The organism is Streptomyces sp. NPDC030021, from assembly GCF_055574035.1.
In genome coordinates this window covers 440,089-461,764 of record NZ_JBVIAH010000001.1, presented here as the reverse complement: position 1 = coordinate 461,764, position 21,676 = coordinate 440,089, and the positions used below count along the sequence as shown (strand labels likewise).

Below are 21,676 nucleotides of genomic sequence, written 5' to 3'. Positions count from 1 at the left end.
GTTGTCGGTGAAATATTCTGTCCGGTTCGAGGAAAGTGACGCATTCGTATTCGCTTGCGATCTGGAAGGGTTTTTTGTCGGGCGCTACAGCGACGACGACTTCGGCGCGTTCCTTGAAGCCGAGAACGCCCGAGTCACCTTCAGGCTTGTGCGGCCGACCCTAGACGCGCCGATCGAGACGCTTAGGGGTGACATCGAGGTCCTTGTCCTCGACGCCGAAGGTCGGCCCATGGGGCGCTACCCGATGTGGGGCGCCAAGCTAGTAGTCGGAGATACGCCGGAATATCTAGTCGTCACGGCACAAACGGGGTTGCCTCCGCATGCCGAGGCCTGCAGGTTGTGGGACAGGTTTCGCGTTTCCCAACCGCGGCGTGGTGAATGGTGCACGCTTCAGGTCGGATCCCGTGAAGCGTGGCTAGAAGTAGCCGGGCTCAGGTACGCCGAATCTGCTTCTAAGGAGGAGTATTCGGTTCCCCCTCGAGAGATCGTTATGGGGGGTGATGAAATCAAGGATGTCGCGAGTTTCTTCTGCGCGATCGGCGAGGTTTTCCGTGGCCCAGGAGGGTATATCGGGCAGAGTTTTACCGAATTGGGAGAGTCTCTCGAGGATCATCTCCAAGGTGCCCCGGTTCGGCTGATTTGGCGGAACATTTCCGTCGCGCGTTCTTCCTTGTCTGCGGTAATGGATATTGCCGGCGGGCCGATTTCCAAATTCGATCTGCTTCTTGGGATTCTGTCGCGGAATAATGTTGACGTCATTCCTGGATAGTGCACGTGCCTCCTGGGGGCATTCGCCGGACTTCGTCTGGCGCGTTGCCTTAGAAACTCACGTCAAGATCGGAACGGGTCGAAGGGCGAGCGCACAAAGTCCCAGCTCACAACTCTGATGGCCACAAGGAGCCCCACCGAATTTCTTCTCGGTGGGGCTCCTTGCGTGCCTTGACGGCAGTAGTTGACGGCAACGTCAGCGGACGGGTGCTGCACAAAGCGGCGGGTCGTCGCCGTCGTCGGGGTCGGTGGCGGTCCCGGAGGCCCCACCGAGGGTGCGGCCGAGGAAATCGATGGCGTGGCGCTGGAGGCGGAGGCGGACGTGTGCGTAGACGGTGGCGGTGACGCCGTTGTGGGTGTGGCCGAGGAGTTCGTTGATGACGACGAGTTCGACACCCTGTTCCAGGAGCAGGGCGGCGGTCGAGTGCCGGAGGTCGTGAAAGCGGATGCGCCGGAGTCCGGCCCGGTCGAGGGCGCTGCGGAAGCGGTGGTGTTCGGCTGATCGGGCGGTCGGTTGCGTGGCGTGCCGATGACTTTTCGGGTGGGCGGGAGTCTGAACCCGTAGAGGCCATCGATCGAGGAGCGCAGAGCTATGGGGAAGCTGACACTGACCACCTTCGTGACGCTGGACGGCGTGATGCAGGCGCCCGGGGGGCCCGATGAGGATCAGAGCGGGGGGTTCGAGTACGGGGGGTGGGTCGCGCCGTTCGCCGACGAGGGGATGGGGGAGTTCATCACCGAGGTGTTCGGGCGGGCCGAGGCGTTCCTGCTCGGGCGGAAGACGTACGAGATCTTCGCCTCGTACTGGCCGGAGCACGACGACCCCGCCGACCCCGTCGCGGGCAAGCTGAACCGGCTGCCCAAGTACGTGGCCTCGACCACCCTCACGGAGCCGGCCTGGGGGCCGGTCACCGTGCTCGACGGGGAGCACCTGCAGGGCGAGATCGTGCGGGCCAAGGACGAGCTGGACGGGGAGCTCCAGGTGCACGGCAGCGGGCAGCTCGCGCAGTGGCTGCTGGCCCGGGACCTCGTGGAAGAGATCAACCTGCTGGTGTTCCCCGTGGTTCTCGGCGGGGGGCAGAGGCTGTTCCCCACCGGCGGGCTGCCGACCGCTTACGAGCTGGCGGCCTCCCGCACGACGTCGTCCGGGACGGCCATCCACACCTACCGGCCGACGGGCCGGGCTGCCTTCGGCACGATCGGCGACTGAGCGCGCCGTCAGACGAAGAGGAGTTCGACGTCCTTGTCCGCGCAGAAACGCAGCACGACGGCCAGCTGTCGGGCGTCCTCGATGAGCTGTTGGAGGAGCGGTTCGGCGGCCTCCTCCAGCCATGCGCCGGTGATCGCTTCCAGGCGGGGCAGCATCGCGGCGCAGTCGGCGGCCGAGAGGCTGTCACCGCCGGCATCCGGGTGATCGAGGAGCGGCTCCAGAGTGGTGGAGACGTCCCTCCAGGGCCGGTCGCCCCCGAAGCCCCACATCTCGGAGAGGTCGAACCCCTCGGCCCGTGCGAGCCGTTCCCGGAAGGCGTCGAAGCGGACGCAGGACCAGCTGACGTCCGGGCTGCTGTTGTCTCCGTCGCCCGGGCACAGGATCAAGCCCACGTACTCCCCCTTGCCTGCGAAGTGGACAGGATCGCCCGGACCGTGAGACGTCGGCAACTGAAATGACCGCCGGGCGGCTGGTGTGATCACGGCATCGGAGCCGTCCAGGACGGCCCCGGCGCGAGCCCGGACGGCCTACCGCGGGTCCAGCGCCAGCTGGACCACGCGGCCCTCGCGCAGGACCAGCAGGTCCGGGGCCTCGTGTTCGTAGAAGCGGATGCGGCCGACCGGGCCCGGCGGGCGGATGTGGGGGGCCAGGAGCAGCAGGAGGTCCTCCACCTCCGGGAGCTGTTCCTCGTGGATCTCCTGGCGGGCGGTCAGGGCCCACCCGCCGCGCTCGCCCGGCCCGAACTCGCCGACGAGCATGCCGCCGACGCGCCACGCCGGGCCCCGGGTCGAGAGGAGGCCGTCCGGCGATGTCAGCTGGCGCCGCACTTCCGCGAGCACGTCGTCGGGCGTGGTGTCGAGCAGGTCGAACGCCAGGTCCAGGGCGTAGAGATCAGCCATGGGCCCGATGCTACGGGTCCGGGGTCGCGGGCCCGGAAAGGGGTCGCCCGGCATGATCGGCTCCGGTACGGTGTGCCCGCACCCGTGCGAGCCGCCGACGTCTCCACCCCGATGAGCCGTTGGAGACCTCCGTTGACCGTGATCTCGCCCGCCCTCGAAGCCGCCCCGCGCCGGGCCTGGCTCGCCGATCTGCCCGTGCTGGCCGTCGCCGTCGTCTGGGGCGGCAGCTATCTCGCGGCCAAGGGCATCACCACCACCCACACCGTCATCGCCGTGCTCGTGCTCCGGTTCGCGCTCGTGCTGCCCGTGCTCGTCGTCGCCGGGTGGGCGCGGCTGCGCGCCCTGCGCCCCGCCCAGCTGCGCGGCGCCGGGCTGCTGGGCCTCGTACTCGGCGGGATCTTCCTCCTGGAGACCTACGGGGTCGTCCACACCTCCGCCACCAACGCCGGGCTGATCATCAGCCTGACGATGATCTTCACCCCGCTCGCCGAAGCGGCCGTCAGGAAGCAGAGGCCCTCCCTCGGATTCCTCGGCGCCGCCGCCGTCTCCGTCGCCGGGGTCGTGCTCCTCACCCAGGGCGCCGGCTTCACCGCGCCCAGCCTCGGTGACCTGCTCATCCTCGGCGCCGCCCTCGCCCGGACCCTGCACGTCCTGCTCATGGCCCGCATCGAGGCCGTCCAGGACGCCGACTCGCTGTCCCTGACCACCGTGCAGCTCGGCGCCGCCGTGCTCGTCTTCGCGCTGCTGGCCGCCGTGCCCGGGACCGGCGACAGTCCCTGGGCCGCCGCGGCCGACTTCGGGGCCGCCGAGTGGGCCGGGCTCGCCTTCCTCTCCGTCTTCTGCACCCTCTTCGCCTTCTTCGTGCAGATGTGGGCCGTACGCCGCACCTCGCCCTCCCGGGTCAGCCTGCTGCTGGGCACCGAACCCCTGTGGGCCGCCGTCGCCGGCATCGCCCTCGGCGGCGACCACCTCGGCCCCCTGGGCCTGGCCGGGGCCCTCCTGGTCCTCGTCGGCACCGCCTGGGGGCGGCGCGCCGTGACGACGCCCTGAGCGTGTCCGGAAACCGCCGCAGCCACAGGTGATCACCCGCCGTACTGTGGCCCCGTGCCCCCCTTACAGAGCCGGCAGGTCCGGGAGCTCCTCCAGCCGCACCCGGCGCCGCTCCCGGCGCGAGAGTTCGCAGGCCTCCGCGATCCGGAACGCCGCCAGCGCCTCCCGGCCGTCGCACGGGTTGTCGCCCGCGCCCCGCACCAGCTGGACGAAGGCCGCGAGCTCGGCCTCGTAGGCCGGGGCGAAACGTTCCAGGAAGCCCGTCCACGGCTTGCTCGCCGGGGGCGGGCCGTGCGGTTCGGTGGAGGCGATCGGCGTCCGGTCGTCCAGCCCGACGGAGACCTGGTCCAGCTCCCCGGCCAGCTCCATCCGCACGTCGTACCCGGCGCCGTTGCACCGGGTACCGGTCGCCGTGACCAGGGTCCCGTCGTCCAGCGTCAGCACGGCGGCCGCCGTGTCGATGTCGCCCGTCTCCCGGAACAGCGCCGGCCCCGCGTCCGACCCGGCCGCGTACACCTCGACCACCTCGTGCCCGGTCACCCAGCGGACCATGTCGAAGTCGTGGACCAGGCAGTCCCGGTACAGCCCGCCCGAGGTCGCCAGGTACGCGGCCGCCGGCGGCGCCGGGTCGGCCGTCATCGTCCGGACGGTGTGCAGCCGCCCCAGGGCGCCCGAACGGACCAGGTCCCGGGCCGTGCCGTAGCCCGCGTCGAAGCGGCGCATGAAGCCCACCTGGAGCAGCCCGCCCGAGGCCGTGACCTCCCGCAGTGCCGCAAGGGTCCGGTGCAGGTCCGGGGCCAGCGGCTTCTCGCAGAACACCGGCAGCCCGCCGCGGACCGCCCGTACGACGAGGTCCGCGTGTGCCTCGGTCGCGGACGCCACCACCACCGCGTCCACGCCCCAGGTGAAGACCTGCTCCACGGAGGGCGCGGCGGTGGCCCCGAGCCGGTCGGCCAGGCGCGCCGCCCGCGCGGGGTCGGCGTCCGCGAGCAGGAGCGAGCCCGCCTCCGGGTGGCGGGCCAGTGCCGCCGCGTGGAAGGACCCGATCCGGCCCGTTCCGATCAAGCCGATGCGCATGCACTCAACCTGACCCTGTCGGCGGAACCTGTCAATCCGCCCGCGCATGTCAACCTGACCGTGCGTGCCCCGATGACCCTTCATGGTCGACTGTGGCGGATACTGAGCGGCTGGACCGGAATGGAGCCGGAATGACCGGATTGGTGACCGGCTCGACGACGGACCGAATTGGTGACGAGGGAAGGGCGCGGCGACGTGGCTAGGGTTCGGACAGGGGTACGCGTCGTGGGCGCCGTGCTCGCGGCGGTACTGGGGGCCTCGCTCGCGGGCTGCAGCAGTACGGGCGGCAAGCGCGCCGAGGAGCGCGCGAGGGCCGCCGAGGCGGGCCGGCCGGCCGTCTCCACGCCGCGCTGGACCTTCGCGATGGTCACGCACGCGGGCGACGGCGACACCTTCTGGGACATCGTCCAGAAGGGCGCCAAGGAGGCCGCGGCCAAGGACAACATCAACTTCGTCTACGCCCACGACGACCAGGCCCAGCAGCAGGCACAGTTCGTGCAGAACGCCATCGACCAGAAGGTCGACGGGATCGTCGTCAGCCTGGCCAAGCCCGAGGCCCTCAAGGACGTCCTCGCCAAGGCCGTCAAGGCCGGCATCCCGGTGATCACGGTCAACTCCGGCTCCGCCCAGTCCGCCGCGTACGGGGCGCTGACCCACATCGGCCAGGACGAGGTGATCGCGGGCGAGGCCGTCGGCACCGAGCTGAACAAGCGCGGGAAGAAGCGGGCCGTCTGCGTCCTGCACGAGCAGGGCAACGTCGGCCACGAGCAGCGCTGCGCCGGGGCCAAGAAGACCTTCTCCGGGACCATGGAGAACCTGTACGTCGAGGGCACCAACATGCCCTCCGTCCAGGCGTCCCTCCAGGCCAAGCTCCAGGCGGACCCCTCGATCGACGCGATCGTCACCCTCGGCGCGCCCTTCGCGCCCACCGCCGTCAAGGCGAAGGACGCGGCGGGCAGCAAGGCCGAGGTCGACACCTTCGACCTCAACGCCTCGGTCGCCCGCGACCTGAAGTCCGGCGCCCTCGGCTTCGCCGTCGACCAGCAGCCCTACCTGCAGGGCTACGAGGCCATCGACCTGCTCTGGCTCTACCGCTACAACGCGAACGTGCTCGGCGGCGGCCGCCCGGTGCTCACCGGACCGCAGATCGTCACCGCCGCCGAGGCAGCCGAGCTGGAGGAGTACATCAAGCGGGGCAGCCGATGAGCACGGCGACCACCCCCGTCGGCGGGCGCGACGAACGGCTCGCCCCGACCTCCACCCTGCGCAAGCTGCTCGCCCGCCCGGAGCTGGGCTCGGTGGTCGGCGCCGTCGCCGTCTTCGTCTTCTTCTCCATCGTCGCCCCCAGCTTCCTGCAGGCCTCCAGCCTCAGCACGATCCTCTACTCGGCCTCCACCATCGGGATCATGGCCGCCCCGGTGGCCCTGCTGATGATCGGCGGCGAGTTCGACCTCTCCGCGGGCGTCATGGTCACGACCTCGGCACTGGTGAGCTCGATGTTCAGCTACCAGATGACCGCCAACGTCTGGGTCGGCGTCGGCGTGTCCCTGCTGGTCACCCTGGCCATCGGCTTCTTCAACGGGTTCATGCTGACCCGCACGAAGCTGCCCAGCTTCATCATCACGCTCGGCACCTTCCTGATGCTGACCGGCCTGAACCTCGGCTTCACCAAGCTGATCACCGGCACGGTCTCCACCAAGACCATCGCCGACATGGAGGGCTTCTCCTCCGCCCGCGCCCTCTTCGCCTCGCAGTGGAACATCGGCTCGGTCACCCTCAAGGTCACCATCCTGTGGTGGTTCGCCATCGTGGCCGTCGCCACCTGGATCCTGCTGCGCACCCGCGCCGGGAACTGGATCTTCGCCGTGGGCGGCGGGGCCGACGCGGCCCGCGCCACCGGCGTGCCCGTCGTGAAGACCCGTATCGGGCTCTACATGGGCGTCGCCCTGTGCGCCTGGATCTCCGGACAGCACATCCTCTTCTCGTTCGACGTGGTCCAGTCGGGCGAGGGCGTGGGCAACGAGTTCCTCTACATCATCGCGGCCGTGATCGGCGGCTGTCTGATGACCGGCGGCTACGGTTCCGCCATCGGCTCGGCGGTCGGCGCCTTCATCTTCGGCATGACCAGCAACGGCATCGTGTACGCCCAGTGGAATCCGGACTGGTTCAAGTTCTTCCTCGGCGCGATGCTCCTGCTGGCCACGCTGCTCAACGCATGGGTCCGCAAGCGGGCGGAGGCAACCAAGTGAACGCGACCGAAAAGACCGCGACCGGGCCCGGAGCGGCCACCGCCCTGGTGAAGCTGACCGACGTCAGCAAGTTCTACGGGAACATCCGCGCCCTCCAGGGGGTCTCCCTGGAGGTCTCGGCGGGCGAGATCACCTGTGTCCTCGGCGACAACGGCGCGGGCAAGTCCACCCTCATCAAGATCATCGCAGGGCTGCACCGGCACGACGCCGGCACCTTCGAGATCGAGGGGGAGGAGACCGTCCTCGCCAACCCCCGCGCGGCCCTCGACCACGGCATCGCCACCGTCTACCAGGACCTCGCCGTCGTCCCGCTCATGCCCGTCTGGCGGAACTTCTTCCTCGGCTCCGAGCCCACCAAGGGCCGGGGCCCCCTCCGCCGCCTCGACGTGGACCTCATGCGCGAGACCACCCGCACCGAGCTGCTGCGCATGGGCATCGACCTGCGCGACGTGGACCAGCCCATCGGCACGCTGTCCGGCGGCGAGCGGCAGTGCGTGGCCATCGCCCGCGCCGTGTACTTCGGGGCGAAGGTCCTCGTACTCGACGAGCCGACCGCGGCCCTCGGCGTCAAGCAGTCCGGAGTGGTCCTCAAGTACGTCGCCGCCGCCCGGGACGCGGGTCTCGGCGTGGTCCTGATCACCCACAACCCGCACCATGCGTACCTGGTCGGAGACCGTTTCGTCCTCCTCAAGCGCGGCACCATGGCGGGCAGCCACACCCGCGACTCGATCACGCTCGACGAGCTCACCCGGCAGATGGCGGGCGGCTCCGAGCTGGACGAGCTGAGCCACGAACTGGAGCGAGTGGCAGAATCAGGGGCAGGCGCCCCACACGCCACGGCCGCGACGGACGGCACAGCCGGCCGCAGCGGCCCGGCCGACGAGGCCGGCCGGACCCCCCGAACCACCGCACCGAAGAGGGACGACACGACTCGATGAGCACGTACCGGGACTTCACGCTCACCCACCGGGGGTCGGCGCGAGGCACCGTCCTGCGGACCATCGGGACCCGGGAGCGCCGGTCGCACCTGACGGCCCCGCGCGTCCCCACGGTCGGCATCGACATCGGCGGCACCAAGGTGATGGCCGGCGTCGTCGACGCCGACGGGATCATCCTGGAGAAGATCCGCACGGAGACCCCGGACAAGTCCAAGAGCCCCAAGGTCGTCGAGGACACCATCGTCGAGCTGGTGCTGGACCTCTCCGACCGGCACGACGTGCACGCGGTCGGCATCGGGGCGGCCGGCTGGGTCGACGCCGACCGCTCCCGCGTGCTGTTCGCACCCCACCTGGCCTGGCGCGACGAGCCCCTGCGCGACGCGCTCCAGTCCCGGCTCGCGGTCCCGGTCATGGTCGACAACGATGCCAACACCGCCGCCTGGGCGGAATGGCGCTTCGGCGCCGGACGCGGCGAGGACCACCTCGTCATGATCACGCTCGGCACCGGCATCGGCGGGGCCATCCTCGAAGGCGGCCAGGTCAAGCGCGGCCGGTACGGGGTCGCGGGCGAATTCGGCCATATGCAGGTCGTCCCCGGCGGCCACCGCTGCCCCTGCGGCAACCGCGGCTGCTGGGAGCAGTACAGCTCCGGGAACGCCCTGGTCCGCGAGGCCCGCGAGCTGGCCGCCGCCGACTCGCCGGTCGCGTACAACATCATCGCCCGGGTCGGCGGCAACGTCTCCGAGATCACCGGACCGCTGATCACCGAGCTGGCCCGCGAGGGCGACGCCATGTGCATCGAGCTGCTCCAGGACATCGGCCAGTGGCTGGGCGTCGGCATCGCCAACCTCGCCGCCGCCCTCGACCCGTCCTGCTTCGTCATCGGCGGCGGCGTCAGCGCCGCCGACGACCTGCTGATCGGTCCGGCCCGGGACGCCTTCCGCCGCCACCTCACCGGTCGCGGCTACCGCCCCGAAGCCCGTATCGCCAAGGCCCAGCTCGGACCCGAGGCGGGCATGGTCGGCGCCGCCGACCTCGCCAGGCTCGTCGCCCGCCGCTTCCGCCGCGCCACCCGCCGCCGGGTCGAGCGCTACGAGCGGTACGAGCGCTACGCGCAGCAGCTGGGGCGGCGCGACCCCGCCGCCCCCAAGGACCAGGACGAACAGTGAACCCGCCCACCCTGCCCCACCAGGCCTCCGCCCCCGACGCCGAAAGCACCCCGGCGCCCACCGCCGAGGACCGCAGGCACGTCGTCAAGCGCCGCTGGATCACCGCGATCATCATCCTGCTGCTGGTCGGCGTACCCGCGGGCTACCTGGCGATCTCCACCCAGCAGAGCCGCGAGAGCGGCCGCGACAAGGCCGCCAAGGTCGGCGCGTCCAAGGTGCGCCCCGGCTGGCCCTCCAAGGTGCAGCGCAGCATCTACGAGGTCCCGGTCCCGGACAAGGCCTGGCGCGTCGGCTTCCTGGAGACCAACAACTGGCGCACCAGCCGGCTGTACGTCCAGTTCGCCGTCACCCCTGCGGAACTGGACGGCTTCCTGTCCTCCCTCGGCATCAGCCGGGAGGACCTGACCCCCGGGGTCTCGGTCTCCGCGCACGACACCTCGATCGCCGGCTGGCACTGGAAGCCGGAGACCTCATGGCTGGGCACCACCCTCGAACAGGACGACCCCAGGCCCACCCGGGACGTCACCGTCGACCTCACCGATCCCAAGGTCTCCAAGGTCTACGTCGTCTCCTCCACCACCCCGTGACCACCCCCTAACCTTGGGATCATGAAGCTCACCAAGCGGCTGCATTCCTGCGTCCAGTTGGAGAAGGGCGGGCGCACGCTCGTCATCGACCCGGGCGCCTTCAGCGAACCGGACGCGGGACTGGGGGCGGACGCCCTGCTGGTCACGCACGAACACCCCGACCACTTCGAGGAGGGCCGGCTGCGGGCCGCCCTCGACGCCGATCCGGCGGTCGAGCTGTGGACCCTGCGCAGCGTCGCCGAGAAGCTCGCCCCCGCCTATCCGGGCCGGGTGCACACCGTCGGCCACGGCGACGCCTTCACCGCGGCCGGGTTCGAGGTCCAGGTCCACGGGGAGCTGCACGCGGTGGTCCACCCGGACATCCCGCGCGTCACGAACGTGGGCTACCTCGTGGAAGGTTCCCTCTTCCACCCCGGGGACGCGCTGACCGTGCCCGGTGTGCCCGTCGAGACCCTGATGCTCCCGGTGCACGCACCCTGGAGCAAGGTCTCCGAGGTGATCGACTACCTCCGCGAGGTCAAGCCGCGCCGGGCCCTGGACATCCATGACGCCTACCTCTCCGACATCGCCCGGCCGATCTACGACCACGCCCTGGACGCCCTCGGGGGCACCGACCACGGGCGACTCACCGCGGGGGACTCCGCCGAACTGTGACTGTCGGTGCCGGGCGGTAGGTTGGCAGGTATGCGTATCGCCACCTTCAACGTCAACTCCATCACCGCCCGGCTGCCGCGCCTGCTGGCCTGGCTGGAGAGCTCCGGTACGGATGTGCTGTGCATCCAGGAGACCAAGTGCTCGGCGGAGCAGTTCCCCTACGACGAGCTGCGTGAGCTGGGCTACGAATCGGCGGTCAACGCCACCGGCCGCTGGAACGGCGTGGCCCTGCTCTCCAAGGTCGGCCTGGAGGACGTGGTCCTCGGGCTGCCCGGCGGGCCCGACTACGAGGACGTCCAGGAACCCCGCGCGATCTCCGCCACCTGCGGCGGGGTCCGGGTCTGGTCGGTGTACGTGCCCAACGGGCGCGAGGTCGAGCACGACCACTACGGCTACAAGCTGGACTGGTTCCGCGCCCTGGCCACGGCCGTCGCCGAGGACGCGGCCGGTCCGCGGCCGTTCGCCGTGCTCGGCGACTTCAATGTGGCCCCGACCGACGAGGACGTCTACGACCCGGCCGTCTTCGCGGGCCTCACCCATGTCACCCCCGCCGAGCGGGCCGCCCTGGAGGCGCTGCGCGCCGCTGGGCTCTCGGACGTGTTCCCGCGCGCCCTGAAGTACGACCGTCCCTACACCTTCTGGGACTACCGGATGCTCGCCTTCCCCAAGAACAAGGGCATGCGCATCGACCTGGTCTACGGGAACGAGTCCTTCACCAAGGCCGTGACCGATTCCTACGTCGACCGCGAGGAGCGCAAGGGCAAGGGCGCGTCCGACCACGCGCCCGTCGTCGTAGACCTGGACCTCGCCCGGTAGCCGGTCACCGGTCACCGATAGTCGGTGGCCGGTGCCATCCGGGCCGACGGATCCAGGCGCGCCCTGTGGTCAGCGGGGGATCCTGGTGCGACGCTGGGCGGTATGAACATCCCTTTCCTGGGCAACTGGCTGAACCGACGCCAAACGGAACAGGGTGCGGGACTCGCCGCCGCCCTCGCGGACGACCCCGAGGGCGTCGCCGAGTTGTTCTCGGAGTGCGAGATGCTGCGCGTCCAGGCGCGGGCGGCCGGGCTCGAACTCGACGAGAGCCAGGCTTCGTTGGAGGCCCTGGACCAGCTGATGCCGCGCTGGCGGCGGGATCCCGAGGCGGTGCCCTGGCTCGGCAACGACGCCGGCTTCTACCTCGGGACCGTGATCATCCGGACGGTTCCGGGGGCCGCCTGGCGGGTGTGGCCCAACGGCCAGCCGGTGATCCGGCTGGCCTCGGGCCGGGAACTGAACGTGATCGAGTCGGGCCTGTCCTGGGCGATGACCGGATCCCCCGAGCTCAGCCAGGCGTACGCCGAGGCCTCCGAGGGCTGACGCCCCGGCGTGTCGCAGTCCCCCTCCCGTGCGAAGTGCCCTTCCGTGGCCGGATAGTTTGCGCTGACCCCGGCACACCGAGACCGGGACCGGCACCGGGACCGGCACCCGGGCCGTCACCGAGACCGACTCCGACAAGTGGGCAGGGCAGCACATGGCCGTCGAACCGTTGATCGAGCTGCGGGACGTCAACAAGCACTTCGGTGCGCTGCACGTACTGCGGGACATCAGCCTCACCGTCGGCCGCGGGGAGGTGGTGGTGGTCATCGGCCCCTCCGGTTCCGGGAAATCCACCCTGTGCCGGGCGATCAACCGGCTGGAGACCGTCGAGTCGGGCACGATCCTCATCGACGGGGAGGCACTGCCCGCCGAGGGCAAGGAGCTGGCCCGGCTGCGTGCCGAGGTGGGGATGGTCTTCCAGTCCTTCAACCTGTTCGCGCACAAGACCGTCGTCGCCAACGTCTCGCTCGCGCAGGTCAAGGTCCGCGGCCGCAAGCGGGGCGAGGCGGACCGGCGCTCCCGGGAGCTCCTGGAGCGGGTCGGCCTGGCCGACCAGGCCGAGAAGTTCCCGGCCCAGCTCTCCGGCGGTCAGCAGCAGCGCGTGGCGATCGCCCGCGCCCTCGCCATGGACCCCAAGGCCCTGCTCTTCGACGAGCCCACCTCCGCGCTCGACCCGGAGATGATCAACGAGGTGCTGGAGGTCATGCGGCAGCTCGCCCGCGAGGGCATGACCATGGTGGTGGTCACCCACGAGATGGGCTTCGCCCGCTCCGCCGCGAACCGCGTGCTCTTCATGGCCGACGGGCAGATCATCGAGGACCGCACCCCGGAGCAGTTCTTCACCGCCCCCGAGAGCGACCGGGCCAAGGACTTCCTCTCGAAGATCCTCAAGCACTGACGGCGCCGGCCGCCGTGTGCCGGGCGCCCGGCGGGCTGCTGCTGGGCGGCCCGGTCCCGGCAGCAGCCGTGGCTCACTGCTCGCGCAGCGGCACCGACAGGTAGCTCGGATCGGTGCGCGGCGAGGAGAAGGTCAGCTGCGCGCCGATGGGGTTGTGCTCGATGTAGAGCGGGTCGACCGTGTCGACGACGAGAGCGAGCCGGTGGCCCGCCGGGACGTCGTAGGCGGTGGAGAACAGCTCCAGGTCCACGCCGAAGGCCTGGCCGGGAGCCTTCCCGTGGAAGGTGTACGGGGCGTTGCTGACGAGCTTGCCGATGCCGAGCGGGCCGACGTCGTAGAGGTACGCGACGAAGGTGCCGTCGCCCTTGGTGGGGGTGACGGTGGTGTGCAGCTTCGCGGTGCCGCGGATCCGGCGCGCTTCGTCGTAGCGCTCCGACTGCCAGACGGCCGCGAAGGCCCGGGGGAGGAGCGGGACGGAGGCGATCGGCGGCGCCTTCACGAACTGGTCGAGGGCGCTGGAGAGGAGGAGGATGCCGCCGTTGGCGCCGGAGTCGACATTGGCGAAGAGGTGCTCGCTGTCGGAGAGCGCCAGCTTCTCGCTGCCCCCGGAGCCGACCGACTTCCAGTCGGCGTAGCCCTCGTACCCGTCGTTGCTACGGGACTTGATCTGCACCGGGGCCTCGGTGTCGACGCCGTTGCGCTCGCCCTTGAGGTAGCGGTCGAACCAGCGGTGCGCGTTCGTCCAGGTGTCGTTGGGCAGCCCCAGCAGGCCGGTGCCCTCGGCGGTGGCGTGGTCCCCGGGCCGGAACTCCAGGCGCTTGGGGCCGGTCAGCCGCTCGTAGAACTTCGCGTACTGGTTGGGCGGGAAGATGGTGTCGCCCCAGGCGTTGCCGAGCATGATCGCGGCGCCGTTGGCATTGATCCGGTCGACCTGCTCGGAGGCCGAACGCTTCCTGCCCCACTCGATCATCTGCTGCTCCTGGTCCAGCCGGGAGCCGAGGAAGTTGCCGAGGAGCGTCTTGAGTTCGGGTCCGGGGCGGCCGGTGAGGTACCCGGCGGCGCCGAGCATTCCGGCGGCCTGGAGGTGCTGGGTGCGGCCGGAGTAGATGGATTCGATGAGGTCGGCCCAGCCGCTCATCGCGACCACGGCCTTGACGCGCGGGTCGTGGGCGGAGGCCAGCAGGGTGATGCCGGCGGCGTACGAGACCCCGCCGAGGCCGATGCGGTCCGCGTCGGCGGGGGAGTTGGCGAGGGCCCAGTCGATGACGGCGCTGACGTCGGCGATGTCCGGCGGGCCGGCCACCTCGATGTCTCCGCCGGAGAGCCAGAAGCCGCGGGAGGTGTAACTGACCACGACATAACCGGAGTCGGCGAGCTTCCTGGCCTGGGCGATGTACTCGATCTGCGGCAGGCCCCAGCTGGTGGGCAGCACGATCAGCGGGTACTTCCGGCCGCTCTCGGCCCCGGCCGGGGTGAAGACGTTGCCCTTGAGGGTGATTCCGCCGGAGCCCGGGATGTCGTGGAAGCGCAGCTGCGAGGAGGCGTCGGCGGTAGCTGCCGCGGTGGTGGCGGGAGCCGCCTGGGCCTGATGGGGGGCCAGGCCCAGGACGGCTGCCGCCAGCAGGGTCGCCACGGCCGCTGCGGTGGTGGTGCGTTGCATCTGTCGCTCCTCGCGCGTGCGCCGGGATTGTCAAAGTGACCCGACGGTAACCGGAGCGTGTTACCGAAAGTAACCCGTGGGTAAGTTACGCACTGGTAACGATTGGGTGAGGGCTGTGGAACGCCCGCGGCCGGCCGTCAGCCGTTCTGCGGGGTGCCGGACAGGGCGCTCTTGGCCTTCCACTGGTCCCACGACAGGTTCCACTCGCCGTAGCCGTTGCCGATCTCCGCCTGGCCCTTCGAGCCCTCGCCGACCACCTCGAAGAGGTCGCCGACCTGGGACTGCCCGAAGAACTCCTTGGCGTCGGCGTCGCTCATCCCCACGCAGCCGGAACTGCTGTTGGCGCGCCCGAAGTTGCCGGAGTTCCACGGGGCGGCGTGCGCGTACATGCCGGACCAGGTTAGCCGCATCGAGTAATCGACCATCTTGTCGTAGGCGTTGTCCAGGCCCACCGTCTGGGAGTCCATCCGGATGGTGCCCTCCTTCGTCATGATCACCATTTTTCCGGACCAGGAGGCCTTCTTGCCTCCGGGGGTTCCGGCCGAGATCGGGATCGTCCTGAGCGCTTGACCGTCCTGGGTCACCGACATCTTCTTGGTGTCGAGGCTGACCTGGACCCGGCGGTCCTTGCCGATCTTGAACTCGGTGTTGTAGTCCCGGGCGAACAGCCCGCCGCCCTTGCCGGAGTCCACGCCGTTCAGGTGCATGTCGACCTTCACGTCCGTGCCGGACTTCCAGTAGTCCTTGGGCCGCCAGTCGACACGGTCCTTGCCGTCGTGATCCTTGATCCAGCCCCAGGAGCCCTCGGCGTTGTCCGAGGTGGTGACCTTGAGCTGCTTCTCGACCTCGGCCTTGTTCGTCACCGGGTTGTCGAAGACGAGGGACACGGGCATCGCCACGCCCACCGAGCTGCCCTTGGAGATGTTGATCGAGACCTTGTTCACCTTGTCGGCGGGTCCGGTCTTGAACTGCGTGGTGGCGCTCTGGCTCTCGGTGTTCTGCGCCTCGACCTTGTACTCCGCGGCGGGCGGGGCGTTGCGCTCCGAGGTCCAGGTCTTTCCGTCGTCGGAGATCTTCCCCGGCAGTTCCGCGCCCTTGGCGTCGGTCACCTTCACCTGGGCCAGCTTGCCCTCGGCGACGGTCACGGTCACCGGCTGGCCCGCCTTGACCTGATCGCCCGTGAGGTTGACCGCGACCGCCATGGGCGCCTTCGGCTTCAGCTCGGCCTTGCCCTTGTCGTCACCGCCACCGTCGCTCCCGCCCGAACAGGCGGTCAGCGAGGCGGCCAGAAGTGCGGTGCCCGCCATGGCGGTGCGGCGTATACGGCTCAACGAAGGGCCCTTTCCAGGAGCGGGGGTGGTGAACGTCCGCAAAAGAGGATGCGAACGACTCGACTTTAGGTTCCGCAATCGGCGGAAAAAGTCGTCCTTTCTCTTGTGACGTCGACCGCAGCGAAACGGTCATCATCCGGTCACAATCGCCGCGCACTTCGGTCACGGGTGGCTGTGAGAGTCCTGTGAGAGACCGTCAGGACGACAGGAAGGCCGTCTGCCGTGTGTGCACTGCTCGTGACCCCCGCCCAGCAGAACCATGACCAGGACCGGGAGCTCCGGGTGCGTGCCCTGTCGGTCTCCGAATACCAGGCGTTCCTTTCCCGCCACGGCGGGGCGAGTTTTCTCCAGTACCCGTCCTGGGCCCGCGTAAAGGACCTTTGGCGCTCGGAAAGGGTCGGGTGGCACTATCCGGACGGTCGGATTCAGGGTGCTGGTCTCGTTCTCTACCGGCAATTTCCCGGCACCCGCAAATACTTCGCCTACCTCCCCGAGGGGCCCGTCGCCGACTGGTCCGATCCGCACATCGACCGCTGGCTGACCCCGCTCATGCGCCACCTGCGCTCCTCCGGCGCCTTCGCCGTCCGCATCGGCCCCACCCCCGCCTACCGGCGCTGGGACGCGGCCACCGCCAAGTCCGCCTCCGGGCCGGGCCGGCAGATATCCGACGTGCTCGCCACCGAGGTCGACCCGGTGGGCGCCGCGCTCGCCGACCGGCTGCGCACGCGCGGGTGGACGCGGTGCGGCGGCGAGGACGACGGCGACGCGCAGCCCCGTCATGTCTTCCGCGTGCCGCTGGCCGGCCGCACCCTCGACGAGGTGTGGGCGGGCCTCAACCAGGAATGGCGGCGCAACGTACGCAAGGCCACGAAGTCCGGCGTGGAGACGGTCATCGGCACCTTCGCGGACCTGCCCGAGTTCTACCGGCTGCTGCGCATCACCGAGGAGCGCGACGGCTTCCGGCTCGGCCGCTCCCTCGCGTACTACGAGCAGCAGTACCAGGTCCTCAACGAGGAGGCGCCCGGCCGGATGCGGCTCTACCTGGGCGTCCACCAGGGGGAGATCCTCGCCGCCCACACTATGATCACCGCCGGGAAGCGGGTCTGGTACCAGACGGGCGCGTCCGCCGACCACCGCCGCGAGGTACGGCCCAGCAACGCCCTGCAGTGGCGCATGATGTGCGACGCCCACGCCCTTGGAGCGGAGGAGTACGACATGCGCGGGGTACCCTCCACCCTTGACCCCGACGAACGTTCCTTCGGGCTGCTGCGCTGGAAGCTCGGCACCGGCGGACAGGTCGTCGAGACGCTCGGAGAGTGGGAGATACCGATGGACGGAGTCGCCAACACGGCGCTCTACAAGGCGTTCCAGGCGTACCTGGCCCGCCGGTGACGGCCACCGACACCGACAGCGGCACCGACACGGGCACCGACACCGGCACCAGAGCGGCCGCCGCCCCCGGAGCCGCCGACGCGCCCTCCGGGAAGACCTCGGTGCTGCGCAGCGGCGCGCTCATGGCGGCCGGTTCGATCGTCTCCCGCGCCACCGGCTTCATCCGCTCCGCCGTCGTCGTCGCGGCGCTGGGCACCGAACTCCTCGGCGACAGCTACGGCGTCGCCAACACGGTCCCGAACATCATCTACATGCTGCTCATCGGAGGCGCGCTCAACGCCGTCTTCGTACCCGAGCTCGTCCGGGCCGCCAAGGAGCACGCGGACGGCGGATCCGCCTACACCGACCGGCTGCTCACCGCCTGCACCGCCGCCCTCGTGGCGCTCACCACCGTCGCGGTCCTCGCCGCCCCGCTGATCGTCTCGGTGTACACCGACTACGACGGGGCCCAGGCGAGCACCACCGTGGCCCTGGCCCGGTACTGCCTGCCGCAGATCCTCTTCTACGGGCTCTTCACCCTGCTCGGGCAGGTCCTGAACGCCCGCGGCCGGTTCGGCGCGATGATGTGGACCCCGGTCCTCAACAACCTCGTCATCATCGGCGTCTTCGGGCTCTTCCTCTACCTCTCCCACGACGCGGCGGCCGGCCTCACCGCCGCCGAGACCCGGCTCCTGGGCCTCGGCACCACCATCGGCATCGTCATCCAGGCCCTCGCCCTCGTCCCCTCGCTGCGCGCCGCCCGCTTCCGCTGGCGCCCCCGCTTCGACTGGCGCGGCAGCGGCCTCGGCCGCCCGCTGCGCAACGCCGGCTGGCTGGTCATGCTCGTCCTCACCAACCAGATCGCCTACTGGGTCGTCACCCGGCTCTCCACCACCACCGGACAGCACGCCGTGGACGCCGGACTCGCGGGCGGCGCCGGCTACTCCGCCTACAGCAACGCCTACCAGCTGTGGATCGTCCCGCAGGGCATCATCACCGTCTCCCTCGTGACCGCCCTCATGCCGCGGATGAGCGCGGCCGCCACCGAGGGCGACCTCGGCGCCGTGCGCCGCGACATCTCCTACGCCCTGCGCTCCAGCGCCGCCCTCGTCGTGCCCGCCGCCGCGCTCTTCGCCGCCCTCGCCCCCTGGGTGATGGGCAGCGTCTTCGAGTACGGCCGCACCGATGCCGCGGACATCGAGGTCATGGCGGGCATGCTCATCGCCTTCGCGCCCGGCCTGATCGCCTACTCCGCGCAGTACGTCCTCTCGCGCGGCTTCTACGCCCTCTCCGACACCCGGACCCCCTTCTTCCTGAACCTGGTCATCGCCGGGCTCACCGCCGGACTGTCCGCCGCCGCCTACTTCCTGCTGTCCCCGCGCTGGGCCGTCACCGGCATGGCCGCGGCCTCCTCCGTCGCCTTCCTCGCGGGCGCCGCCGTCACCGCCTGGACCCTCACCCGCCGGCTCGGCCCGCGCGCCGGCACCCGTACCGAACGGCGCGCGACCGCCGTACGGACCCACCTGCGGCTGCTGGTCGCCTGCACACCGGCGGCCGCCGCCGGGTACGCGGCCGCCCGCGCCGCCGACCCGTTCGGCAACTTCGCCGCGGTCGGGGCGGGAACCGCCGCGCTGGCCCTCGTCGTCGTCATCCTCGCCGGGCCGCTGCGCCTGACGGAGATCACCGACATGCTGGACTCCCTGCGGCGCAGGATCGGCCGCTGACGGGAGGCAAGGCCCCGCAACACCTTTGGGATACTGACCGGATGCCACGCGTACTGCTGATCGAGGACGACCCTTCCATCCGCGAGGGGGTCGGCCTCGGCCTGCGCCGCCGGGGCCACGACGTGAGTGCCGCCGAGACCGGCGAGGAAGGACTGGCGCTGATGGGCGGCTTCCGCCCCGAGCTCGTCCTGCTCGACCTGATGCTGCCGGGAATCAACGGCGTCCAGGTCTGCCGCCGCATCCGCGAGACCAGCCAGGTGCCGATCATCATGCTCACCGCCCGCGGCGACGACTTCGACATAGTCGTCGGCCTGGAGGCCGGCGCCGACGACTACATCGTCAAACCCGCCCGCACCGAGGTCATCGAGGCCCGCATCAAAGCCGTACTGCGCCGGCTCAGCGACCCCGTGGGCACCCGCCCCGGGGTCGAGCACCACGGTGAGCTGACCGTCGACCGCGCCGGGCTGAGCGTCGCCAAGAACGGCGAGCGCGTGCCCCTCGCCCCCAGCGAGATCAAGCTCCTGCTGCACCTGTCGGCCTCGCCCGAGCAGGTCTTCTCCCGCCAGCAACTCCTCGAATACGTCTGGGACCACAGCTACCACGCCGACGCCCGGCTCGTGGACGCCTGCGTGCGCCGGCTGCGCACCAAGGTCGAGGACCCCGACGCGAGCCCCCGCTACATACAGACCGTGCGCGGCTTCGGCTACCGCTTCGGTCCCCTGTAGGCGACCGTGAGACGCATCGCGCCGCTGGGCCTGCGCACCCGACTGATCGCGGCCTTCCTGCTGGTCGCCGCGATCAGCGCGGTGACCACCGCCGCCCTCACCTACCAGCAGGCGCGCAACGCGATCCTCAAGCAGACCCAGGACACCGCCATCAGCACCCTGCGGGACCAGGTCGAGCAGCAGGAGTTCCGTCTTCCGCTGGACCAGCAGGAGCTCCAGCGCATCGTCATCGAACTCGGCAAGCGCGGCAAACCGCACCCGTGGATCATCTTCGGCGAGTACGGCAGCGTGCGGGTCTCCACCAATCCCGGCACGCCGACCTCCAGCGTGATCACCGACAACCTGCGCGAGAAGGTCCGCCGCCACGACTACACCGCCTTCCAGCGGGTCGAGGACGCGCGCGGCAACCCGTGGCTCACCATCGGCGTCCCCGCCCTCTTCGAGCACAACGGCTTCACCGAATCCACCGGGGCCGTCATCTACGCCAGCGTCCCGCTCTCCACCGAGAAGCAGACCGTGGAGGCCATGGTCGACGCCGCCAAGCAGGGCGCCGTCCCGGGCCTGGCCATCGCCATCGTGCCCGCGCTGCTGGCCGCCCGCAGCGTGCTGCGGCCGGTCCGCGACATGCGGCGGGCCGCCCAGCACCTCGGCCGCGGCCGCCTCGACACCCGGATCGAGGTCCGGGGCGCCGACGAGCTCGCCGGGCTCGCCCGCACCTTCAACGAGACCGCACGCGCCCTGGAGCAGTCCGTGCGCGAGCTCCAGGACGCGGAGGTACGCGCCCGCCGCTTCGCCTCCGACGTCTCCCACGAACTGCGCACCCCCCTTGCCGGAATGCTGGCCGTCACCGAGGTCCTCGACGAGGACGCCGAACACCTCGACGCCGACACCGCCAAGGCCCTGCGCCTGGTCAGCGCCGAGACGGGCAAGCTCGCCGTCCTCGTCGAGGACCTGATGGAGATCTCCCGCTTCGACGCCCGGGCCGCCGAGCTCAACCTCGACGACGTGGACATCGCCGAAGCGGTGCGCAAGACCCTGGAGCGCCGCCACTGGGTCGACGACCGTATCGTCGCCGAGCTGCCGGACCAGGTGCGCGCCCGGCTCGACCCGCGCCGCTTCGACGTGATCCTCGCCAACCTCGTCGGCAACGCCCTGCGGCACGGCGGCGCCCCCGTGCGCATCACCGTACGGACCGCACCGGGCGAGGACGGCGAACGGCTGCTGATCGACGTCGCCGACAGCGGCCCCGGCATCGCCCCCGAGGTGCTGCCGCACATCTTCGACCGCTTCTTCAAGGCCGACGCGGCCAGGACCCGTTCCGCCGGCAGTGGTCTCGGCCTCGCCATCACCCTGGAGAACGTCCGCCTGCACGGCGGAACCCTCCTCGCGGCCAACGGGTCCGCCGGGGGAGCGGTCTTCACCCTCGACATGCCGCTGGAGGCCCACGTATGACAGGGCGCAGGACGAGGACGAGGTCCCGGGCGGCCGTGGCCACGGCGGCGCTGGTGAGCTGCGCCCTGCTGCTCACCGGATGCGGGATCAAACGCAGCGGGGTCATCGACAGCGGCCACGCCGCCACCGTCAAGGTCGCCGATGGCAAGAAAAGCACCTATGTCTACTTCCTCTCCAAGGAGGGCGACCGGCTCGTCCCGGCCCCGTTCAGCCTGCTGGCGGGCTACGACCTCAATCCCGTGGTGCTGCTGCGCCTGCTGCTGGAAGGCCCCCGCGGCCGGGCCGACGAGGCCGGGCTCACCACCGGTCTGCCCCAGCTGCCCGCCAGTCAGGGGACGGAGAAGCTCGCGGTGAGCCCGTACTCGCACGAGGGGATCACGGTCCGGGTGCCGTTCGCCGTGGGCAACCTGTCGGCACTGGCCCGCATGCAGCTCGTGTGCACCATCGGCGTCTCCGCCGTGAAGGACACCCTCAGCCCCGTCACCCTGCAGGGCAGCGACACCACCCTCGCCCCTGCCGAATGCGACCTGAAGCGCTGACGGGCTCGTAGGTACC

The 21,676-nt window shown here is 70.5% G+C and carries 22 protein-coding genes and 1 pseudogene; 17 read left to right on the top strand and 6 right to left on the bottom strand.

Annotated elements, in window-relative coordinates:
• Positions 1–7 precede the first annotated feature (7 nt).
• On the top strand, positions 8–769 hold the full coding sequence (locus ACZ4YL_RS02005; RefSeq protein ID WP_468113279.1) for a barstar family protein: 762 nt from the start codon (positions 8–10) through the stop codon (positions 767–769).
• A gap of 195 nt (positions 770–964) precedes the next feature.
• On the opposite strand, the pseudogene ACZ4YL_RS02000 reads toward ACZ4YL_RS02005, so the two are convergent.
• Positions 965–1,252 (bottom strand): annotated as a pseudogene (locus tag ACZ4YL_RS02000) (tyrosine-type recombinase/integrase); the annotation flags it as partial.
• A 108-nt stretch (positions 1,253–1,360) separates the two neighbouring features.
• Between ACZ4YL_RS02000 and ACZ4YL_RS01995 the strand changes: the two are divergent.
• Positions 1,361–1,978, top strand: a complete 618-nt coding sequence (locus tag ACZ4YL_RS01995; protein WP_468113278.1) for a dihydrofolate reductase family protein — start codon at positions 1,361–1,363, stop codon at positions 1,976–1,978.
• Between the two features lie 8 nt (positions 1,979–1,986).
• Here ACZ4YL_RS01995 and ACZ4YL_RS01990 read toward each other — a convergent pair whose 3' ends face one another.
• Positions 1,987–2,370 carry a hypothetical protein gene (locus ACZ4YL_RS01990; protein ID WP_468113277.1) on the bottom strand — a complete coding sequence of 128 codons (384 nt, stop codon included), beginning with the start codon at positions 2,368–2,370 and terminating at the stop codon, positions 1,987–1,989.
• Between the two features lie 135 nt (positions 2,371–2,505).
• Positions 2,506–2,877, bottom strand: a complete 372-nt coding sequence (locus ACZ4YL_RS01985) for a hypothetical protein (protein ID WP_468113276.1) — start codon at positions 2,875–2,877, stop codon at positions 2,506–2,508.
• 132 nt (positions 2,878–3,009) lie between these two features.
• On the opposite strand from ACZ4YL_RS01985, the gene ACZ4YL_RS01980 reads away from it, so the two are divergent.
• Positions 3,010–3,927 carry a DMT family transporter gene (locus ACZ4YL_RS01980; protein ID WP_468113275.1) on the top strand — a complete coding sequence of 306 codons (918 nt, stop codon included), beginning with the start codon at positions 3,010–3,012 and terminating at the stop codon, positions 3,925–3,927.
• 63 nt (positions 3,928–3,990) lie between these two features.
• Here the strand turns inward: ACZ4YL_RS01980 and ACZ4YL_RS01975 are convergent, their stop codons facing one another.
• Positions 3,991–5,004, bottom strand: coding sequence for a Gfo/Idh/MocA family protein (locus tag ACZ4YL_RS01975; protein ID WP_468113274.1), 1,014 nt, complete (start codon positions 5,002–5,004; stop codon positions 3,991–3,993).
• Positions 5,005–5,199: 195 nt separating this feature from the next.
• Here ACZ4YL_RS01975 and ACZ4YL_RS01970 point away from each other — a divergent pair, with 195 nt between their 5' ends.
• The 9 genes from ACZ4YL_RS01970 to ACZ4YL_RS01930 all read left to right on the top strand — a co-directional run bounded on the left by ACZ4YL_RS01970 (position 5,200) and on the right by ACZ4YL_RS01930 (position 12,858).
• On the top strand, positions 5,200–6,210 hold the full coding sequence (locus ACZ4YL_RS01970) for a sugar ABC transporter substrate-binding protein (RefSeq protein ID WP_468113273.1): 1,011 nt from the start codon (positions 5,200–5,202) through the stop codon (positions 6,208–6,210).
• Positions 6,207–7,253: an ABC transporter permease gene (locus tag ACZ4YL_RS01965; protein WP_468113272.1), complete on the top strand. Its 1,047-nt coding sequence runs from the start codon at positions 6,207–6,209 to the stop codon at positions 7,251–7,253. The genes ACZ4YL_RS01970 and ACZ4YL_RS01965 overlap by 4 nt, the downstream gene beginning before the upstream one ends.
• The gene (locus ACZ4YL_RS01960; protein WP_468113271.1) at positions 7,220–8,191 is read left to right on the top strand and encodes an ATP-binding cassette domain-containing protein; all 972 of its coding nucleotides are present in this window, start codon (positions 7,220–7,222) and stop codon (positions 8,189–8,191) included. The genes ACZ4YL_RS01965 and ACZ4YL_RS01960 overlap by 34 nt, the downstream gene beginning before the upstream one ends.
• Positions 8,188–9,360: an ROK family glucokinase gene (locus ACZ4YL_RS01955; RefSeq protein ID WP_468113270.1), complete on the top strand. Its 1,173-nt coding sequence runs from the start codon at positions 8,188–8,190 to the stop codon at positions 9,358–9,360. Before ACZ4YL_RS01960 ends, ACZ4YL_RS01955 begins: the two co-directional genes overlap by 4 nt.
• Positions 9,357–9,947 (top strand): hypothetical protein, encoded by a 591-nt coding sequence (locus ACZ4YL_RS01950; protein ID WP_468113269.1) that lies wholly within the window; start codon positions 9,357–9,359, stop codon positions 9,945–9,947. The genes ACZ4YL_RS01955 and ACZ4YL_RS01950 overlap by 4 nt, the downstream gene beginning before the upstream one ends.
• Before the next feature lie 21 nt (positions 9,948–9,968).
• On the top strand, positions 9,969–10,601 hold the full coding sequence (locus ACZ4YL_RS01945; RefSeq protein WP_468113268.1) for an MBL fold metallo-hydrolase: 633 nt from the start codon (positions 9,969–9,971) through the stop codon (positions 10,599–10,601).
• 30 nt (positions 10,602–10,631) lie between these two features.
• Positions 10,632–11,417, top strand: a complete 786-nt coding sequence (locus tag ACZ4YL_RS01940; protein ID WP_468113267.1) for an exodeoxyribonuclease III — start codon at positions 10,632–10,634, stop codon at positions 11,415–11,417.
• Between the two features lie 102 nt (positions 11,418–11,519).
• Positions 11,520–11,960 carry a DUF6278 family protein gene (locus ACZ4YL_RS01935; protein WP_468113266.1) on the top strand — a complete coding sequence of 147 codons (441 nt, stop codon included), beginning with the start codon at positions 11,520–11,522 and terminating at the stop codon, positions 11,958–11,960.
• A 154-nt stretch (positions 11,961–12,114) separates the two neighbouring features.
• Positions 12,115–12,858, top strand: a complete 744-nt coding sequence (locus ACZ4YL_RS01930) for an amino acid ABC transporter ATP-binding protein (protein ID WP_468113265.1) — start codon at positions 12,115–12,117, stop codon at positions 12,856–12,858.
• 73 nt (positions 12,859–12,931) lie between these two features.
• On the opposite strand, the gene ACZ4YL_RS01925 is transcribed toward ACZ4YL_RS01930, so the two are convergent.
• Positions 12,932–14,518 carry a CocE/NonD family hydrolase gene (locus ACZ4YL_RS01925; protein WP_468113264.1) on the bottom strand — a complete coding sequence of 529 codons (1,587 nt, stop codon included), beginning with the start codon at positions 14,516–14,518 and terminating at the stop codon, positions 12,932–12,934.
• A gap of 137 nt (positions 14,519–14,655) precedes the next feature.
• A complete protein-coding gene (locus ACZ4YL_RS01920; protein ID WP_468113473.1) occupies positions 14,656–15,825 on the bottom strand; it encodes a L,D-transpeptidase in 1,170 nt (389 codons plus the stop codon).
• Positions 15,826–16,131: 306 nt separating this feature from the next.
• Between ACZ4YL_RS01920 and ACZ4YL_RS01915 the strand changes: the two genes are divergently transcribed.
• The 5 genes from ACZ4YL_RS01915 to ACZ4YL_RS01895 are packed head-to-tail and all read left to right on the top strand — an operon-like array spanning position 16,132 to position 21,660.
• On the top strand, positions 16,132–17,241 hold the full coding sequence (locus ACZ4YL_RS01915; RefSeq protein ID WP_468113472.1) for a lipid II:glycine glycyltransferase FemX: 1,110 nt from the start codon (positions 16,132–16,134) through the stop codon (positions 17,239–17,241).
• Positions 17,238–18,944 carry a murein biosynthesis integral membrane protein MurJ gene (murJ, locus tag ACZ4YL_RS01910; protein ID WP_468113263.1) on the top strand — a complete coding sequence of 569 codons (1,707 nt, stop codon included), beginning with the start codon at positions 17,238–17,240 and terminating at the stop codon, positions 18,942–18,944. Before ACZ4YL_RS01915 ends, murJ begins: the two co-directional genes overlap by 4 nt.
• A 41-nt stretch (positions 18,945–18,985) precedes the next feature.
• Positions 18,986–19,669, top strand: a complete 684-nt coding sequence (locus tag ACZ4YL_RS01905) for a response regulator (RefSeq protein WP_468113262.1) — start codon at positions 18,986–18,988, stop codon at positions 19,667–19,669.
• A gap of 6 nt (positions 19,670–19,675) precedes the next feature.
• Positions 19,676–21,121: an ATP-binding protein gene (locus ACZ4YL_RS01900; protein ID WP_468113261.1), complete on the top strand. Its 1,446-nt coding sequence runs from the start codon at positions 19,676–19,678 to the stop codon at positions 21,119–21,121.
• Positions 21,118–21,660 carry a hypothetical protein gene (locus ACZ4YL_RS01895; protein ID WP_468113260.1) on the top strand — a complete coding sequence of 181 codons (543 nt, stop codon included), beginning with the start codon at positions 21,118–21,120 and terminating at the stop codon, positions 21,658–21,660. Before ACZ4YL_RS01900 ends, ACZ4YL_RS01895 begins: the two co-directional genes overlap by 4 nt.
• Positions 21,661–21,676 lie beyond the last annotated feature (16 nt).

What these genes read in the sequence shown, in the direction of transcription:
- ACZ4YL_RS01995 (WP_468113278.1), top strand. Translation starts at nt 1,361, where the DNA reads ATGGGGAAGCTGACACTGACCACCTTCGTGACGCTGGACGGCGTGATG.
- ACZ4YL_RS01985 (WP_468113276.1), bottom strand. Translation starts at nt 2,877, where the DNA reads ATGGCTGATCTCTACGCCCTGGACCTGGCGTTCGACCTGCTCGACACC.
- ACZ4YL_RS01975 (WP_468113274.1), bottom strand. Translation starts at nt 5,004, where the DNA reads ATGCGCATCGGCTTGATCGGAACGGGCCGGATCGGGTCCTTCCACGCG.
- ACZ4YL_RS01965 (WP_468113272.1), top strand. Translation starts at nt 6,207, where the DNA reads ATGAGCACGGCGACCACCCCCGTCGGCGGGCGCGACGAACGGCTCGCC.
- ACZ4YL_RS01960 (WP_468113271.1), top strand. Translation starts at nt 7,220, where the DNA reads ATGGGTCCGCAAGCGGGCGGAGGCAACCAAGTGAACGCGACCGAAAAG.
- ACZ4YL_RS01955 (WP_468113270.1), top strand. Translation starts at nt 8,188, where the DNA reads ATGAGCACGTACCGGGACTTCACGCTCACCCACCGGGGGTCGGCGCGA.
- ACZ4YL_RS01945 (WP_468113268.1), top strand. Translation starts at nt 9,969, where the DNA reads ATGAAGCTCACCAAGCGGCTGCATTCCTGCGTCCAGTTGGAGAAGGGC.
- ACZ4YL_RS01940 (WP_468113267.1), top strand. Translation starts at nt 10,632, where the DNA reads ATGCGTATCGCCACCTTCAACGTCAACTCCATCACCGCCCGGCTGCCG.
- ACZ4YL_RS01935 (WP_468113266.1), top strand. Translation starts at nt 11,520, where the DNA reads ATGAACATCCCTTTCCTGGGCAACTGGCTGAACCGACGCCAAACGGAA.
- ACZ4YL_RS01930 (WP_468113265.1), top strand. Translation starts at nt 12,115, where the DNA reads ATGGCCGTCGAACCGTTGATCGAGCTGCGGGACGTCAACAAGCACTTC.
- ACZ4YL_RS01925 (WP_468113264.1), bottom strand. Translation starts at nt 14,518, where the DNA reads ATGCAACGCACCACCACCGCAGCGGCCGTGGCGACCCTGCTGGCGGCA.
- ACZ4YL_RS01920 (WP_468113473.1), bottom strand. Translation starts at nt 15,825, where the DNA reads ATGGCGGGCACCGCACTTCTGGCCGCCTCGCTGACCGCCTGTTCGGGC.
- ACZ4YL_RS01905 (WP_468113262.1), top strand. Translation starts at nt 18,986, where the DNA reads ATGCCACGCGTACTGCTGATCGAGGACGACCCTTCCATCCGCGAGGGG.
- ACZ4YL_RS01895 (WP_468113260.1), top strand. Translation starts at nt 21,118, where the DNA reads ATGACAGGGCGCAGGACGAGGACGAGGTCCCGGGCGGCCGTGGCCACG.